Annotated in this window: 17 protein-coding genes and 1 pseudogene; 5 read left to right on the top strand and 13 right to left on the bottom strand. The window is 69.9% G+C overall.

The annotated features are described in order from the left end of the window. Positions 1-2: 2 nt before the first annotated feature. From MZC64_RS36535 to MZC64_RS36550, 4 genes and pseudogenes are all read right to left on the bottom strand, one after another. On the bottom strand, positions 3-347 hold the full coding sequence (locus MZC64_RS36535) for a type II toxin-antitoxin system PemK/MazF family toxin (protein ID WP_247760088.1): 345 nt from the start codon (positions 345-347) through the stop codon (positions 3-5). Continuing rightward, positions 341-604, bottom strand: a complete 264-nt coding sequence (locus tag MZC64_RS36540; RefSeq protein ID WP_247760086.1) for a CopG family transcriptional regulator — start codon at positions 602-604, stop codon at positions 341-343. Before MZC64_RS36540 ends, MZC64_RS36535 begins: the two co-directional genes overlap by 7 nt. Positions 605-679: 75 nt before the next feature. Beyond that, a complete protein-coding gene (locus MZC64_RS36545) occupies positions 680-1,072 on the bottom strand; it encodes a carbohydrate-binding protein (RefSeq protein ID WP_308301111.1) in 393 nt (130 codons plus the stop codon). A gap of 24 nt (positions 1,073-1,096) precedes the next feature. Further along, positions 1,097-2,959, bottom strand: a pseudogene (locus tag MZC64_RS36550) (glycoside hydrolase family 3 protein); the annotation flags it as partial. Between the two features lie 403 nt (positions 2,960-3,362). Here MZC64_RS36550 and MZC64_RS36555 point away from each other — a divergent pair. Continuing rightward, entirely contained in the window at positions 3,363-4,940 is a 1,578-nt protein-coding gene (locus MZC64_RS36555) for a S8 family peptidase (RefSeq protein ID WP_247760079.1), read from the top strand. A gap of 77 nt (positions 4,941-5,017) precedes the next feature. Further along, the gene (locus MZC64_RS48955) at positions 5,018-5,947 is read left to right on the top strand and encodes an AEC family transporter (protein WP_247760077.1); all 930 of its coding nucleotides are present in this window, start codon (positions 5,018-5,020) and stop codon (positions 5,945-5,947) included. On the opposite strand, the gene MZC64_RS36565 is transcribed toward MZC64_RS48955, so the two are convergent. Next, complete coding sequence (locus MZC64_RS36565; protein WP_247760075.1) at positions 5,944-6,540, bottom strand: carbonic anhydrase family protein; 597 nt, start codon at positions 6,538-6,540, stop codon at positions 5,944-5,946. The two genes, MZC64_RS48955 and MZC64_RS36565, sit on opposite strands and share 4 nt — an antisense overlap. 42 nt (positions 6,541-6,582) lie before the next feature. Further along, positions 6,583-7,173 carry a dihydrofolate reductase family protein gene (locus MZC64_RS36570; protein ID WP_247760074.1) on the bottom strand — a complete coding sequence of 197 codons (591 nt, stop codon included), beginning with the start codon at positions 7,171-7,173 and terminating at the stop codon, positions 6,583-6,585. 72 nt (positions 7,174-7,245) lie between these two features. Here MZC64_RS36570 and MZC64_RS36575 point away from each other — a divergent pair, with 72 nt between their 5' ends. Continuing rightward, entirely contained in the window at positions 7,246-8,043 is a 798-nt protein-coding gene (locus MZC64_RS36575) for an MBL fold metallo-hydrolase (protein WP_247760072.1), read from the top strand. Between the two features lie 123 nt (positions 8,044-8,166). Here the strand turns inward: MZC64_RS36575 and MZC64_RS36580 are convergent, their stop codons facing one another. Beyond that, positions 8,167-9,816, bottom strand: a complete 1,650-nt coding sequence (locus tag MZC64_RS36580) for a bifunctional 3'-5' exonuclease/DNA polymerase (RefSeq protein ID WP_247760070.1) — start codon at positions 9,814-9,816, stop codon at positions 8,167-8,169. A 99-nt stretch (positions 9,817-9,915) separates the two neighbouring features. Here MZC64_RS36580 and MZC64_RS36585 point away from each other — a divergent pair, with 99 nt between their 5' ends. Continuing rightward, the gene (locus tag MZC64_RS36585; RefSeq protein WP_247760044.1) at positions 9,916-10,080 is read left to right on the top strand and encodes a hypothetical protein; all 165 of its coding nucleotides are present in this window, start codon (positions 9,916-9,918) and stop codon (positions 10,078-10,080) included. A gap of 27 nt (positions 10,081-10,107) precedes the next feature. On the opposite strand, the gene MZC64_RS36590 is transcribed toward MZC64_RS36585, so the two are convergent. From MZC64_RS36590 to MZC64_RS36610, 5 genes are all read right to left on the bottom strand, one after another. Beyond that, complete coding sequence (locus tag MZC64_RS36590) at positions 10,108-10,731, bottom strand: response regulator transcription factor (protein ID WP_247760042.1); 624 nt, start codon at positions 10,729-10,731, stop codon at positions 10,108-10,110. Beyond that, the gene (locus MZC64_RS48960) at positions 10,728-12,017 is read right to left on the bottom strand and encodes a sensor histidine kinase (protein WP_247760034.1); all 1,290 of its coding nucleotides are present in this window, start codon (positions 12,015-12,017) and stop codon (positions 10,728-10,730) included. Before MZC64_RS48960 ends, MZC64_RS36590 begins: the two co-directional genes overlap by 4 nt. Then, a complete protein-coding gene (locus MZC64_RS36600) occupies positions 12,008-12,733 on the bottom strand; it encodes an ABC transporter permease (RefSeq protein ID WP_247760027.1) in 726 nt (241 codons plus the stop codon). The genes MZC64_RS48960 and MZC64_RS36600 overlap by 10 nt, the downstream gene beginning before the upstream one ends. A gap of 27 nt (positions 12,734-12,760) precedes the next feature. After that, positions 12,761-13,663 (bottom strand): ABC transporter ATP-binding protein, encoded by a 903-nt coding sequence (locus MZC64_RS36605; protein ID WP_247760025.1) that lies wholly within the window; start codon positions 13,661-13,663, stop codon positions 12,761-12,763. Between the two features lie 121 nt (positions 13,664-13,784). Next, positions 13,785-14,795, bottom strand: coding sequence for an LCP family protein (locus MZC64_RS36610; RefSeq protein ID WP_247760019.1), 1,011 nt, complete (start codon positions 14,793-14,795; stop codon positions 13,785-13,787). A 126-nt stretch (positions 14,796-14,921) separates the two neighbouring features. Between MZC64_RS36610 and MZC64_RS36615 the strand changes: the two genes are divergently transcribed. Continuing rightward, complete coding sequence (locus MZC64_RS36615) at positions 14,922-15,437, top strand: hypothetical protein (RefSeq protein WP_247760013.1); 516 nt, start codon at positions 14,922-14,924, stop codon at positions 15,435-15,437. Between the two features lie 62 nt (positions 15,438-15,499). On the opposite strand, the gene MZC64_RS36620 is transcribed toward MZC64_RS36615, so the two are convergent. Next, positions 15,500-15,913: a VOC family protein gene (locus MZC64_RS36620; RefSeq protein WP_247760011.1), complete on the bottom strand. Its 414-nt coding sequence runs from the start codon at positions 15,911-15,913 to the stop codon at positions 15,500-15,502. Positions 15,914-15,926 lie beyond the last annotated feature (13 nt).

Here is a 15,926-nt window from a genome sequence, read left to right on the forward strand (position 1 = left end):
GTTCAGACGCCGAGCACCCGGCGCAGCCCGGCGTCCACATCGCGCATCAGCCCGCTCGGCACCTGACCGACCCCGTCGTCCAGGTCGGTCTTGTTCAGCGTGACCAGCGCGGTCACGTTGACCACGGAGTCCTTGGGCAGCCCGGAGGCGGCCGCGGGCAGGAACACATTGCCTGGAGCCACGGCCAGTTTCGTGTTCGAGCTGACCACCGCGACGAGCACGGTGGCCAGTCTGCTCGCGTTGTAGGGGTCGGACTGCACCACGAGCACCGGGCGGCGCTTGGCCGGGCGGGAGCCCTCGGCCTCGCCCAGATCGGCCCAGTGCACGGTGCCGCGTTCGATCACCACTCGTCGTCCGTCCCGGCCAGGTGGCGGCGACCGGCGGCGACCGCGGCCCCGGTGGCCTCGTCCTCTCCCTGGATCAACCGCAGTGAGCCGTTGATCTGATTGGTCAGTGATTCGTTGTCGAGTTGATCCAGATAAAGGCGTGCGGCTCGGGTGAAGAACTCCGACCGGGTCACACCCAGCCGGTTCGCGTACACCTCTACCTGGAGAAACGTCTCCCGTGGCACAGAGATCGCAGTTTTAGTGCTTAACTTCGTCATGGCACGAGTATAACCAAGTTATACCGCTGATGACACCCCCGTCAGGCTGCGACGGGGGTGCCGCCGATCAGCGTGTCAGCGGGCGAACTGGAACCAGTTCACGTTCACGAAGTTCGCCCCACCGCCACCCGCGGCCACCAGGTACAGCCGCTGCACCCCGGTGGGATTGCCGCTGACGGTGGCCACCCGGCTCTGCCAGGTCTGCCAGCCGCCCGTGCTCGACCCGGACACCGTGGCGACCACCGGGCCGGTCGGCGAGCCGAGCCGGTATTCCAGGGTCCCGGCGCCGGTCGCGCCGGAGGCGACCCGGGTGGTCACCGTGCGCGGGGCGGTGGCGCCGAAGTCGACGTCGGCGTAGGCCAGGTAGTCGCCGGCGGCCAGCCAGCCCACGTTCTGCCCGCAGCCGGAGTCGGTGCAGCGCTGCACATCGGTGCCGCGCTGCTCGTCGTAGTAGGAGGCGCCGACGATGCCGTACGGGCTCTGCGTGGCCGGGAACCGTTCGCCGAAGCCGTAGCCGAACAGCGGGGTCTTGCCGTCGCCGACGTTGACCGGCTGCTGGGCGGCGCTGGCCATCCAGCTCACCGGCAGGGTCGCGATCGGTTTGTGGTCGCCGAAGAGCACGTCGGCCACGCCGTTGCCCTCGGTGCCGGGCAGCCAGGCGGCCACCAGCGCGGTCCAGTCCGGCAGTTGCGGGGCGATGTCCAGCGGGCGGCCGGAGACCAGCACGGTGACCACCGGGATGCCGGCCGCCTTCAGCCGGTTCAGTGTGGCCAGGTCCTCCGCGTCCAAACCGAGACCGCCGGGGCGGTCGCCGTTGAACTCCGCGTATGGGGTTTCGCCGACCACCGCGATGGCCGCCTGGTAGCTGCCGTCCACGCCGTTGCCGCCGCGGTCGTAGGTCACCGTGGTCTGTGGCGAGACCGCGGCCCGGATCCCTTGCAGCACAGTGGTTCCCGGCGTGATATCACCGCTGCTGCCCTGCCAGCCGATCGACCAGCCGCCGCTCTGGTTGCCGATGTCGTTGGCGTTCTTGCCCGCCACGAAGACCTTGCTGGCGGTCTTGGGCAGCGGCAGCACGCCGTTGGCGTTCTTCAGCAGCACCTGGGACTTGCGCACCGCCTCCCTGGCCAGCGCGCGGTGCGCCGGGCTGCCCACGGTGCCGGTGAAGGAGCGGTCGGTGAGCGGCTTCTCGAACAGGCCCAGCTCGAACTTCTTGGTCAGGATGCGCCGGTTGGCGTCGTCGATCCGGGACATCGGCACCCGGCCCGCCTGCACCTCCGCGCGCAGCAGATCGATGAACTTCCGCCACTCCGACGGCACCATCACCATGTCGATGCCCGCGTTGATCGACTGCCGCACCTCGGCCGCGGTGAAACCGGGCTGGCCGTCGATCTGGTCGATGGCGTTGTAGTCGGAGACCACCAGGCCGGCGAAGCCCAGCTCGTTCTTGAGCAGGTCGGTGATCAGGTACTTGTGGCCGTGCAGCTTGGCGCCGTTCCAGCTGCTGTAGGTGATCATCACCGAGCCGACCTTGCGCGCGATGGCCTCGCGGAAGGGCGGCAGGTGCACCGAGCGCAGTTCGGCCTCGGAGATCTGGGTGTCGCCCTGGTCCTTGCCGCCGGTGGTGCCGCCGTCGCCGATCCAGTGCTTGGCGGTGGCCAGCACCGCGCCGGGCTGGTTCAGCGCGCTGCCCTGCAGGCCGGTGATCAGCGAGGTCATCGAGGTGGCGATCTCGGGGTGCTCGCCGAAGGACTCGTAGGTGCGGCCCCAGCGGTCGTTGCGGGCCACGCACAGGCAGGGCGCGAAGTCCCAGTCGATGCCGGTGCCGGAGACCTCCTTGGCGGTGGCCTCGCCGATCCGGCGCACCAGCTCGGGATCGCGGGTCGCGCCCAGGCCGATGTTGTGCGGGAAGAGGGTCGCGCCGCGCACGTTGTTGTGCCCGTGCACCGCGTCCACCCCGTAGATCAGCGGGATGTTCAGCGGGCTGGCCAGTGCGGACCGCTGGTAGTTGTCGTACATGTCGGCCCAGGCGGTGGCCGTGTTCGGGCTGGGCGCGGAACCGCCGCCGGAGAGCAGCGAGCCGAGCCGGTAGGTGGTCACGTCGGCCGCGCTGACCGAGGCGCGTTCGCCCTGGGTCATCTGGCCGATCTTCTCGTTCAGCGACATCCGGGGGAGCAGGTCGTTGACCCGGGCCGGCACGGGCTGCGTCGGATCCTTGTAGATCGGGTCGGCCGCGGCGGCGGGACCAGCGGTGACCAGGGTCGATGCCAGCAGGGCGAGGGTGAGCGCGCCGGTGGTCAGTCTCGCGAGCGACCGGCGTCCGTGAGCGCTCTCACGACGATGTGAAAGAGGCATGGCGGGGCCTTTCGGGAATTCGTTGCGACTCACAACAAGGCGGCGCCCTGACCGTATCCGGTCAACCCCCGTTAGGTCTAGACCAATCAGGCCCCTACTTTCGGGCTGAACCGAGCAGTCTAGAAAATGTCCCTGTTCGGCTTATCGACCCGATGTGGAAATAGAGCTACGCTTTTCTTCCATTTCCTTCGAGAGTGTTTCCGCAACAACCGCGAACGGCGAACTCTCTTTTCTAGCGTACCCCCGCGCGCATGTCCACGGCTGTACGTGAGTGCAAACTGTGAATAGAGTCCGCCCTTACGTTCGCGCGAGCGTGCCTCACTTCCGTTCTGCACTAGAGCCAACCCTGCCCGGTGGCGCCAACAGGTGCCGTCCGGCAGCTCTGCGGGAGAGGAATTATTCGATGAGTGGAACACGGGACTGGCGGGGCAAGGCCGCAGCGGTGACGCTGCTGGCCGCTGCCACCACCGCCATGGCGGCCCTGCCCGCCTTCGCCGCGCCGGAGGCGGCCATCCGCAACGCGGGTGGTGAGGGCGCTGTGCCCAACAGCTTCATCGTGGTTCTGAAGGACAGCGCCGAGGTCAGGGCAACCTCGGTCGCCGCGGTCGCGAGTGACCTCGCGAGCACCTATGGCGCAAAGGTCGGACGAACCTATGACACCGCCCTCCGTGGTTTCTCGGTGACCGCCGGGGAATCGCAGGCGCGGCGTCTGGCGGCCGACCCTAACGTCGCATTTGTGGAACCGAACCGCACGGTGCGTATTTCCGGGACCCAGCCGAATCCGCCATCCTGGGGACTCGACCGAATCGACCAGCGGGCCCTCCCGCTGAATCAGTCGTATACGTATCCGGTCGACGGCACCGGGGTGACGTCCTACGTCATCGACACCGGTATCCGGGTGACGCACCAGGACTTCGGCGGCCGGGCGGCCTCCGGTTACGACTTCATCGACAACGACACCAACGCCGATGACTGCCAGGGGCACGGCACGCACGTCGCGGGCACCGTGGGTGGCACCGCGCACGGCGTGGCCAAGGGCACCAAGCTGGTCGCGGTGCGCGTGCTCAACTGCCAGGGCTCGGGCACGTACGAGCAGGTCATCGCCGGTATCAACTGGGTGGCCAACAACGCGGTCAAGCCGGCCACGGCGAACATGAGCCTGGGTGGCGGGGCCAGTGACGCGGTGGACGCGGCGGTCCGCGGCGGTATCACCAAGGGCGTGACCTTCGCGCTCGCGGCAGGCAACGGCGACGCCTTCGGCCGTCCGCTGGACGCCTGCACGGTGTCCCCGGCGCGTACCCAGGAAGCCATCACCGTCGGCGCCACCGACATCAGCGACAACAAGGCGACCTTCTCCAACTTCGGCACCTGCGTCGACATCTTCGCGCCCGGGGTGAACATCACCTCGGCGTGGAAGGACAACGACACCATCACCCGCACCATCAGCGGCACCTCGATGGCGGCCCCGCACGTCGCGGGCGCGGCGGCGCTGATCCTGCAGGCCAACCCGGCTTACACCCCGCAGCAGGTGCGCGACGCCATGGTCACCGCGGCCACCCCGGACAAGGTGGTCAACCCGGGCACCGGCTCGCCGAACAAGCTGCTGTTCGTGGGTGAGGGCGGCACCGTGCCGCCGCCCACCTGCACCGTCACCAACGACACCGACATCCCGGTGCCGGACCTCGCCACCGTGGAAAGCCCGGTGACCGTGGCCAACTGCGCGGGCAACGCGGCCACCGTGACCGTGGACGTCAACATCAAGCACACCTGGCGCGGTGACCTGGTGATCGACCTGCTGGCTCCGGACGGCACCCCGTACCGGCTGAAGAACTCCAGCGGTTCGGACAGCGCGGACGACGTGGTGGGCTCCTTCACCGCGAACGCCGCGGGCAAGGCCAAGAACGGCGTGTGGAAGCTGCGGGTGCAGGACGTGGCCCGTGCCGACACCGGCACCATCCTGACCTGGACCGTCAAGCTCTGACGCACCCCCGGGGTGGCGGCGTGTTGGGTGAATCTCAACCGCCGCCACACCGGCGCCAGCCGGGTTAGCTTCACCGGGTGCCCACCGTTGTCGCTGGTTTCGTGCCGATCTGGGCGCTGACCGGGGTGGGTTACCTGGTGCGCCGGACGAACCTGTTCGGCCTGGCCGCCGAACGCGCGCTGACCAGGGTGGTCTTCTACCTGGCGATGCCCGCGGTGCTGTTCACCACGCTGAGCCGGGTCTCGCTCGACGGCCTGGCCAGCACCTCGATCCTGGCCTTCGCGGTGAGCACGGTCCTGGTCGGCGCGATCGGCCTGGCCGCCAGCCGCTGGCTGTTCCACCGCAGACTGGCCGATCAGGCCATCGGCGGCATGTCCTCGGCCTATGTGAACGCGGCCAACCTGGGCATCCCGGTGGCCATCACCGTGCTCGGCGATCCGAGTTTCGTGGTGGCCGCGCTGATGTTCCAGCTCCTGTTCGTCATGCCCACGGTGCTCACCCTGATCGACACCGACCTCAACACCGGCGCCACCGGCCGCTTCCGCCGGGTCCTGCTGCTCCCGGTCCGCAACCCGGTGATCCTGGGCGCCGCCTGCGGCCTGGCCATGGCCGCGCTGGGCTGGCAGATCCCACCCCTGCTCGCCCAGCCCCTGGACCTGCTCGGCGCCGCAGGCGTTCCCCTGGCACTGCTGGTGCTGGGCATGTCCCTGTTCGGCCGCGGCCAGTCAGCGGACCTGCCCCGCCGGAGCGAGGTCCTGCTGGTGGTGCTGCTCAAGATCGTGCTGCAACCCCTGGTGTGCTTCCTGATCGGCCACTTCGCCTTCGGCCTCACCGGCCCGCCGCTGCTGGCCGCGGTGCTCTTCGCCGCGCTGCCCACCGCGCAGAACGCCTTCGTCTTCGCCAGCCAGTACGAACTCCGCGCCGGCGCGCTGGCCCGGGACGCGATCCTGCTGACCACCCTGCTGTCGATGGCCAGCCTGACCCTGGTCGCCTACCTGCTGGCCTAGTCGCACTCCCCGGACCACAGCACAAACCGCCGGTTCCGCGGCTGCTGCGCCCGCGCGCTGTCCGCGTGCGCCCGGATGAACCCGCGCAACCGGTCATCGCCCACCGCCACCGGCTCCGGGTACACCACCCAGCTCACGGCCTCGTCGTACTCCGGCGTGGTCAACGACCCCTCATACCGGTAGAAATCGCGCCCCGCGGGCAACAACGCCGCCAGGTCGAAGGCGAACGGCGGCACCTCCACCGGCACCCCCGGCTCCGCCGCGCCCAGGTCGAGGAAGATCGCCACCGCGCACACCCGGAGATCGGTTTCGGCCCGCACATGCACCGCGTGCAGTTCGGCGATGTGCGGCCCGAACGGCACCCCGTCCAGCCAGTGCTCGGTCGGCCGGTGGAAGTGCACGTTCACCATCCGGAACGTCCGCCCGTCCAGCAGCACGGTGTTGTCCACCGCGGGCGCGAACCGGTACCCGTGCTCCTGCTTGCTGACCGAGAAGCTCTGCTCGCCCGCGGCCCACTGCACCCGCACCCGGTCCCGCAGCCCCGGCACGGAAACCGCGTCCCCCAGGCTGATCGGCGACTGCTGATCTCCCATGCCGCCACGCTACCGACGCAGGCACTCGGCGTGCCCGCGCTGTCACCCGGTCGGGAGCGGCACCCGATAGGTCACATGGGTCACCGCCGCACTGCTCTCCACCAGCACCGGCTCCAGCTCCATCCGCGGCCCCTGGTCGAACAGCGAGGTTCCCGCCCCCAGCAACACCGGCGCCACGTGCAACCGCAACTCCTCGACCAGTCCCGCGTGCATGGCCGCCCGGATCACCTGCGCCCCACCGGCCACCACCACATCCCGCCCGCCGGCCGCGGCCCGCGCCCGATCCACCGCCCGCCGCACCCCGTCAGTCACGAACATGAACCGGGTGACCCCCTGGAGGTGATCCCCACGCTCCCGATTGGTGAGCACAAAACAGGGCCGCTGCCAGGCCCCGTCCCCACCCCACTTGCCGATCCCCACGTCGAACAGCCGCCGCCCCATGACAAAGGCCCCGGTATTGGCGAACATCCGCCCGGCGACCTCCAGATCCGCGGCACTGGGCGGCGTGTCGCCGAACCCCAGCCAGTGGTGCAACCGCAGCCCGTGCAACCCCATCGGCTGCGCCGCGCTCACCTCCGGCCCGGCGACAAACCCGTCCACCGACACGGTGATCTCCGCGATGACCCGTCCCACACCATCTCCCAGCCCCGCCGATTAGCGTGTCCGGTATGCCGGGCCGGACCCGGCGCACTGGGAGGAAACCCTATGGCCAGCCACACCCGCCCGATCTGCCGGACCTGCGGCACCCAATACGCGGCCCCCCGCCCCGACTGTCCCATCTGCACCGACGAACGCCAGTACGTCCCCGCCGCCGGCCAGCAATGGACCGACTTCGACGAGCTACGCGCCGACCCGGACCTGTCCGCCCGGATCGAGCCGGAGGGCCCCGGCCTCACCGGCATCGGCACCAACCCACGCTTCGCCATCGGCCAGCGAGCCCTGCTGGTGAACACCCCCAACGGCAACATCCTGTGGGACTGCACCGCCTACCTGACCGAGGACATCATCACCGAGGTCAACAACCAGGGCGGCCTGCACGCCATCGCCATCAGCCACCCGCACTACTACACCACCATGGTCGAGTGGTCGCACACCTTCAACGCCCCCATCCACCTGCATGAGAACGACGCCCAGTGGATCGGCCGCCCAGACCCGAACATCCACCTCTGGTCCGGCACCCACACAACCCTCCTGGACGAGGTCACCCTGATCAACCTGGGCGTGCACTTCGCCGGCGGCACCGTCCTGCACTGGCGCCACACCCTGCTGACCGGCGACATCGTCCAGGTGATCCCGGACCGCTCCCACGTCGCCTTCATGTACAGCTACCCCAACCTGATCCCCGAACGCCCCGCGGTAGTCCGACGAGCAGCGGAACTCCTCAAACCCTTGGACTTCAGCACAATCTACGGCGCCTGGTGGGACTCCAAGATCGAAACCAACGCCCACGAAATCGTCCAACGCTCAGCGGAACGCTACCTCGCCTACACCCGAGAGAACTGACCGCGTTCGCGGAATCCGTTACCGGGCAAGGCTTCTGTCGTCGAGTTGGCCCAAGTGGGACGCCCGGTTGGGCCAACTACGCGTACGACTTGGGCCAACTCGACGCCGGGTCGCTCGCGAGTCCTACTTGGCATCCCCGTAGCACTCGACAACCGCCGCACTCAACGGAAACCGCACCGGCGTGTCCCCGAACAACAACCGGGTGGCCCGCTCCGCGCACTCTCGCACCACCGCCACCACCTCCTCCGCCTCTTCCCGCGGACAATGCACGATCACCTCGTCATGCTGGAAGAACACCAATTCCGCGGACCCCCGCAACCCGGTCCGCAAACAAGCCAGCAACGCGAGAGCCCACTCCGAAGCCGTTGCCTGCACCACGAAATTCCGGGTGAACCGCCCCCGCGCCCGCGCCTGCCGGGCCTGCCCCGTCTCGGTCTCGGCATCCTCCACGATCCCCTGCCACTCCGCCCCCGGCGGCGGACAGGTCCGCCCCAGATGCGACCGGACCAGCCCACCCAGCTCCCCGGTCCTGGCCGCCCGCTCCACGTACTCGATCGCCGCCGGATACCGCTTCCGCAAGGCAGCCAACAACTCCCCGGCGCCGCCCGAGGTCTGCCCATACATCACCCCGAGCATCCCGATCTTGGCCCGATCCCGGTCCCCGTTGAACGCCTCGGCCGCAAGCGCGGAGTACAAATCCCCGCTGGCCCCCGCCGCCGCCAACCGCTGATCCCCGGCCAGCGCCGCCAAAACTCGCGGCTCCAACTGACTCGCGTCCGCCACCACCAGCGCCCACCCCGGATCAGCCACCACCGCCCGCCGCACCGTCTTCGGGATCTGCAACGCACCCCCGCCCCGCGTCGCCCACCGACCGGACACCACACCCCCGGCAACCCACTCCGCCCGGAACCGCCCGCCCCGCACCCAGGCCGACAACCACGACCACCCATGCGCGGTGTAGATCCGGTAAAGCTCCTTGTACTCCAACAACAACGGCACCCCCGGGTGATCAACCCCCTTGATCACCCACGACCGCGTGGACGGCAACGAGAACCCGGCCTTCGCAAAAGCCCGAAGCACCTCAGCCGGCGAATCCGGGTGGAACCGCCGCCCCCCGAACGCCTCGATGATCTGCTCGGTCAACTCCACCAGCCGCGGCGGCGTGGCCCCCAGCGGTGGCCGCGGCCCGAGCAACTCGGTCAGCAGCGCGTCGTGGATGTCCGCCCGCCACGGCACCCCCACATGCCCCAGCTCCGCCGCCGCCAGCCCGCCCGCCGACTCCGCCGCCACCAGCAACCGGAACCGCCCCGGCTGCGGCAGCTCCGCGATCCGCGCCTGCTGATCCCGGTGCACCGCGATCACCGCATCGAGTGGATCCAGATCCACCAGGTCGTTCCGCGCCGTCTCGAACAGCACCGGGTGCTCATCCCGCGGCCGCACCGGCGGATCCGGGAACACCGGCAACCCCGCCTGCCGGGCATACGCCGCCGCCAGCCCCCTCGGCTCACCCCACCGCCCCGCGTGCCCGGACAACAGCGATTCGGTCAGTTCCAGGTCATGGCACCGCTCCAGCCGCACCCCGGCCCGCAGCAGCCGCGGGTACAACTCGGCGCTGCTCGCCAGCACCCAGCGCGGGTGGTGGGCCTGTTCCAGCGCCGCCATGGTGCCCGCAAGGGCAGTGGTGGACGTGACCTCGCTCACGGGCTGCCCGTCCTCGGCCAGCTCGCGCAGCCTCGCCTCCCCATTGGGGCTGGTCACCACCGCGATACGCATCACGAGCGATTCTGCGCCAAGGCACCGACAATCCTGTGTGGACGAGCGATGGGTAGCGTGTCGGGCGCACCCATGCGAGGGAGTTTCTGAGGAGGGAACATGAGTGCGGACGAACGACCTTTGATCGATCTGTCCCGGGATCCGAACCCGGGCAAGCCGGATCACGCGCTGCCGGAGGGGGCGCCGCGGCATCCGCTGATCGACCTGTCCCGCGACCCGAATCCGGGTGTCGCGGACCACGCCCGGCCGGATGACGAGGACTGATCCGGAGCTGGCTCGCGTCGGCGGGGCCTACAACAGGCCCCGCCGGTACGCCTCCCCGACCGCCGCCGCGCGGTCCCGCACGTCCAGTTTCGCGTAGATGTGCAGCAGGTGGGTCTTGATGCTGGCCTCGCTGATGAACAGCCTGCGCGCCGCCTCCCGGTTGGTGGCCCCGCCCGCGACCAGCGTCAGCACCTCCAGCTCGCGCTTGCTCAGCGCCCCGCGCGCGGGCTTGCGCACCTGCCCGATCAACCGCCCGGCCACCGTGGGCGCCAGCACCGACTCACCGCGGCTGGCCGCGCGCACCGCCTTGAGCAGCTCCTCCGGCGGCGCGTCCTTGAGCAGGTAGCCGGTGGCCCCGGCCTCGATCGCGGGCAGCACATCGGAATCGGTGTCGAAGGTGGTCAGCACCAGCACCCGCAGCTCAGGATGCTGCTCGCGCAGCCGCCGGATCGCCTGCACCCCGTCCAGCTCCGGCATCCGCAGGTCCATCAGCGCCACATCGGCGGGCACCCGCGCGGCCAGCTCGACCGCCTCCAGGCCGTTGGCGGCCTCGCCGACCACCTCGATGTCCGGTTCCGCGCCGAAGGCCACGGCCAGCCCGTTCCGCACGATCGGGTGGTCGTCCACGATCAGCAACCTGATCCGGCTCATGCCTCGCCTTCCCTGGCGTCGAACGGGATCGCCGGCACCGCGGCGGCCACCGCGGTGCCCTGGCCCGGACCGCTCTCGATCTCCAGCGTGCCGCCCACCCCGCGCACCCGCTGCCGCATCACGCCGAGGCCGTAACCCCCGACCCCGGGTTCGCAGCCGGTGGACGGCTGGATGCCCACCCCGTCGTCGACCACGTCCAGCAGCACCACATCGTCCTCATAGGACAGTGTCACGCCGACCCTGGTCGCCTTGGCGTGCTTGGCCACGTTGGTCAGGGCCTCCTGCGCCACCCGGAACAGCACCACCTCCACGCCGGTGGCCAGCCGGTCCGGGTCCCCGGTGACCGCCAGCTCCGGGGTGATCCCGTTGGCCTCGGCCCACTTCGCGGTCAGCTCGGCCAGCGCCTCCGGCAGCGGCGAGTCGGTCAGCGCTTCCGGCCGCAGCGCCCGCACCGACCGCCGCGCCTCGGCCAGGCTGTCCGCGGCCAGCGCCCGCACCCGGTCCAGGTGCTCCCGGCGCGCCGCCTCGCCTGGCACCCGGTCGGCCGCGTTGAGCTGGGTGATGATCCCGGTCAGCCCCTGCGCGAGGGTGTCGTGGATCTCCCGCGCCATCCGCTGCCGCTCCTCCCGCACCCCGGCCTCCCTGGCCTGGTTCAGCAGCTGCGCGTGCAGCCCCGCGTTCTCCGCCATGGTCTCCCGCAGCGCGGCGTTGGCCGCGGTCAGCTCGGTCACCATGGCCCGCCGCCGCTCGCTCTCCCTGCCGATCACCCAGCCGCCGAAGGCCAGTGGCAGCAACAGGCCCAGCAGCGCCGAGTACGGCTGGACGTGCTCGGTCAGCCAGTCGGTCTGCGCCGCCAGGTTCACCACCGCGGTCACCCCGACCCCGACCATCGCCCCGCGCGCCGGGAACAACAGGAAGGCGAACGGGTACCCCACCGAGGCGAACGCGGCGTACTGCGGGTGCACCGCCAGCAGGCTGCCGCCGATGGCCACCATCACCGCGTAATAGCCGATCGCCAGCCAGCGCCGCCTGCCGGTCAGCCGCCCGGCCGGGATCCAGAACCGGCCGTCCCGCCGGTTCTCCGCGACCAGGTCCGGCAACCAGGGCAGCCACACCACGGCCAGCCCCAGCAGCACCAGCAGCACGGTCAGCTCGGTCCCGGAAGGCCAGCCGCCGGTGACCCACACCAGGAAGCTGGACAGCGCGAGCGCGCCGTACACCCAGACCAGGTGCACCCACCGGCCCGGCGCCTCCGGCCGCCCGTGCAGCTCCTGGATCACTCCCACCGGAACGTCCGCGCGGCCACGGCGCCGAAGACCACGATCAGTCCAGCCATCGCCACCAGCGGCAGCGTCTCCGGCCACTGCCCGGCCCAGCTGGCCCGCATGGCCTGCATGGACGCCCCGATCGGCAGGTAGGAGCCAATGGCGATCATGAACTTCGGCGAGACCTCGGCCGGCATGAACACCCCGCCGAAGACAATGGACAGGAAGAACACCCCGGCGCCGATCCCACCGGCCACCCGCCCGTTGGGCGCCACCGCGGCCACGCACAGCCCGACCGCGAACAGCGCCCCGGTGCCCAGCAGGAAGGCCAGCGCGAAGCCCAGCGGCTCCTTGGGCAACGGGAAGCCGAGCACGAGCGAGCCGACCACCAGCACCGCGACCAGCGTGGTCAGCGCCATCAGCAGGCTGACCGCGAGCTGCGCGCCGAGCAGCTTGCTCGGGTGCACCGGGGTGGAGGCCATACGACGGAGTATGCCGTTCTCCCGGTAGTTCGCCAGCCCGCTGGGCAGCAGGGTCAGCGCCAGCTGGGCCACGCCGAGGGACAGCGCCATGGCCGGGAAGTAGGTGACGATCGGGTTGGTGTTGGTCCGCGGGTTGGCCGTCAGGCCGAACATGGTGACCAGGACCAGTGGCAGCATCAGCACCAGCAGCCAGGCTGCGGGCTCCCGCAACAGCAGCTTGAGTTCGACGACGAAGAGCTTGCGCAACACGTGCATGTGAGTGTCCTTTGTGGAGAGTCGGGCTCAGTGTTCGGTTCCGGTGAGTGCGACGAAAGCGTCGTCCAGGCCGGTCTGATCGAGGCGTAGGTCCTCGGCCACGATCCCGGCCCTGGCCAGCGTCGCGGTCACCGTGTGCAGCAGGTTCCCGGTGCCGCGCACCGTGATCACCGATCCGCTGCGGTCCACTCCGGACACATCCGGCAGCGATTCCAGGAACCCCGGCGGCAGCGGGATCGAGGGCCGGAACCGGATCCGCACCTCCGCGCGCACGCTGGCGACCAGCCCGCTCGGGGTGTCCAGCGCGACCACCCGGCCCTGGTCGATCACCGCGATCCGGTCGCAGAGCCGTTCCGCCTCGGCCATGAAGTGAGTGACCAGCAGCACCGTGACGCCGTTGTCCCGCACCCGTTCCACCAGTTCCCAGGTGTCCCGGCGGGCCTGTGGGTCCAGGCCGGTGGTCAGTTCGTCCAGCACCGCGATCTTCGGGTTGCCGATGAGGGCCAGCGCGATCAGCAATCGCTGTTTCTGTCCGCCGGAGAGCTTGCGGAAGGCGGTGTTCCGCTTCTCCCGCAGGCCCCATTCCTCGATCAGCCGCTCGGGGCTGGCCGGTTCCGGGTAGAAGGACGCGTAGAGGTCCAGTGCCTCCCAGACAGTGATCTTGTCCGGCAACCGGCCTTGCTGGAGCTGCACCCCCAGGGCAGCCCGCAGTTCCAGGCCGGCGTGCGCCGGGTCCTCGCCGAGCACCCGGACCGTGCCGCCGTCGCGGGCCCGCAGGCCGGTGACGCATTCGACCGTGGTGGTCTTGCCCGCGCCGTTGGGGCCCAGGATCCCGAAGATCTCACCGCGTTCCACGGTGAAGGACACATCGGCCACCGCGGTGTGCTCGCGGTAGCGCTTGTGCAGGTTGGCCACCTCGATAACCGGCATCGCCGCCCGCCTCTCGCTCGTTCCGTTGTCGGAACACAGCTTGCGGCGGACGGCGATGGTCGCGGATCGTCCAGGTGGCAGGTGGAGTGGTGGATGACCGGCATCAGCCGATCGGTTGATGTCAGCCCGCGGTGATCAGGTCCTGGGGCAGTGGGGTGTCGTTCTTGAGCGCGTCGAAGAACCGCTTGGACCTGGCCGGATCCCATTGCACCACCGCGCCGACGCCGGCCACGCTGCGGCTGGCGCCCAGCGGCACCGTGGTGGTCACCAGACCGCCGTCGGCCGCCCCGCGCATCGCCCAGGCCAGTCCGGTCAGGTTGTGCAGGTGGTCGCCCTCGTTGACGGTCAGCGTCTCGACGGTGTTGTTGGCCAACGGGATCGCCCGGAACGGGTTGATGATCGTGGTGAACCCGGTCGCCTTGTCCACCAGCGCGGAGAGGAACTGCCGCTGCCGCGCGATCCGGTCCAGGTCGGCCCGCGGGGTGGCCCTGGTGCGCACGTAACCCAGCGCCTGCGCGCCGTCCAGCTCCTGGCAGCCCGCCTGCAGGTCAAGTCCGGCCTTGGGGTCCTTCATCGGCTTGTCGATGCACATGTCCACCCCGCCGACCGCGTCGACGATGTGCACGAACCCGCCGAAGCCGATCTCGGCGTAGTGGTCGATGTGGATCCCGGTGTTGGTCTCCACCGTGCGCACCAGCAGTTCGGCCCCGCCCAGGGCGAAGGCGGCGTTGAGCTTCTGCTTCTTCTTGCCTGGAATGTCCACAAAGGAGTCCCGGGGCAATGAGACCAAAGTGGACGGTCCGGAGCCGTCGGGGATGTGCAGCAGCATCATGGTGTCGGTCCGCTTGCCCGCGGCGCCACCGGTGGCCAGCTCCTCGCGGTCCTCCTCGCTCAGCCCCTCGCGGCTGTCCGAGCCGACCACCAGCCAGTTGGTGCCCGGGGTGTCCGCTGGCCTGCCGGGGTAGTCCTTGAGCGCGTTGATCCGGTTCAGCTTGGAGTCGAGGTAGAACCAGAAGGCCACCACCCCGATCAGCAGGACCAGCAGCACGATGAGCACGATTCGGCCCCAGCGCCGCTTGCGACGCGGTTTCGCCTGCACCGGAGGAGCCTCCCGGTAGTAATGACCAGACACGACGTCACCATACGCATTTCCGGCGGTCGGTGACCCGGCGGCACCGGTGTTTCACCGTGTGTGCCCACCGGGTACCCGGGGAACAGACCAACACGCGCTGGTCCAGACGGCGAGGATGTGAGTCAGGTGGACGAGAACCTCAACGGGTATGTCGCGTTCCTGGTGCTCGGGGTGATCCTGGTGCTCGTCGACGGCCAGCTCATCCTGCGCAGTGGGAAGGCATACCTCCAGCAGGGCTACCGGGACCAGGAGGCGGCCGCGTCCATGGCCCGCCTGGTCGCGGTGCTGTTCCATCTGGTCGTGCTCGGCCTGTTCATGATCATCTCAACGATGGAGGTCCAGGTCGGCGGCATGGTGCAGACCGTGATCACCAAGCTGGGCATCGTGCTGCTGCTGCTCGGCCTGATGCACGGGGTGACCATGGCGATCCTGAACCGGATCCGGGCCCGCCAGCGCGAGCAGGTGATGGCCGATGAGATGAACGAGCGGATCGAGGAACGGCACGCCCAGCAGAACTCCGGCCAGACTTACCCGCCGGTGCCCGCCCAGGGCCAGGCCACCGTCACCCCTGGCACCAGCCCCTCGCCCGGACCGGTGGTGAGTCCGGCGATCGAGGACCAGCCCGGCGTGGCGCGACGCTGACCGTCGTGCCGTCGGCGCACCGCGCCACGCCACCGTTCGCGGTCTGACCCTCCCCCTCCGGGTCAGGCCGCGAACACCTGGTCGTCATCGGCGAAAGCCTTGAACTCCAGGGCGTTCCCGGCCGGATCGCGCAGGAACATGGTCCACTGCTCGCCCTTCTCCCCGGCGAAGCGCAGGTAGGGCTCGATCACGAACACGGTGCCCGCCGCGCGCAGCCGCTCGGCCAGCTCGTCGAACTGCACGGTGCCCAGCAGCAGCCCGAAGTGCGGCACCGGCACATCGTGCCCGTCCACCGGGTTGTGCGCGTCCGGGTTGCGCGGCGCGAGGTGGGTGACCAGCTGGTGGCCGTAGAAGTTCCAGTCCACCCAGCTGTCCGCGGACCGCCCCTGCGGGCACCCCAGCACCTCGCCGTAGAACCGCCGCGCGGCGCCGAGGTCGTCGACCGGGATCGCCAGGTGGAAACGAGGCACGGACATGCGCACTCCTCAA

It is taken from the genome of Crossiella sp. S99.2, assembly GCF_023094165.1.
Taxonomy (GTDB): Bacteria; Actinomycetota; Actinomycetes; order Mycobacteriales; family Pseudonocardiaceae; genus Crossiella.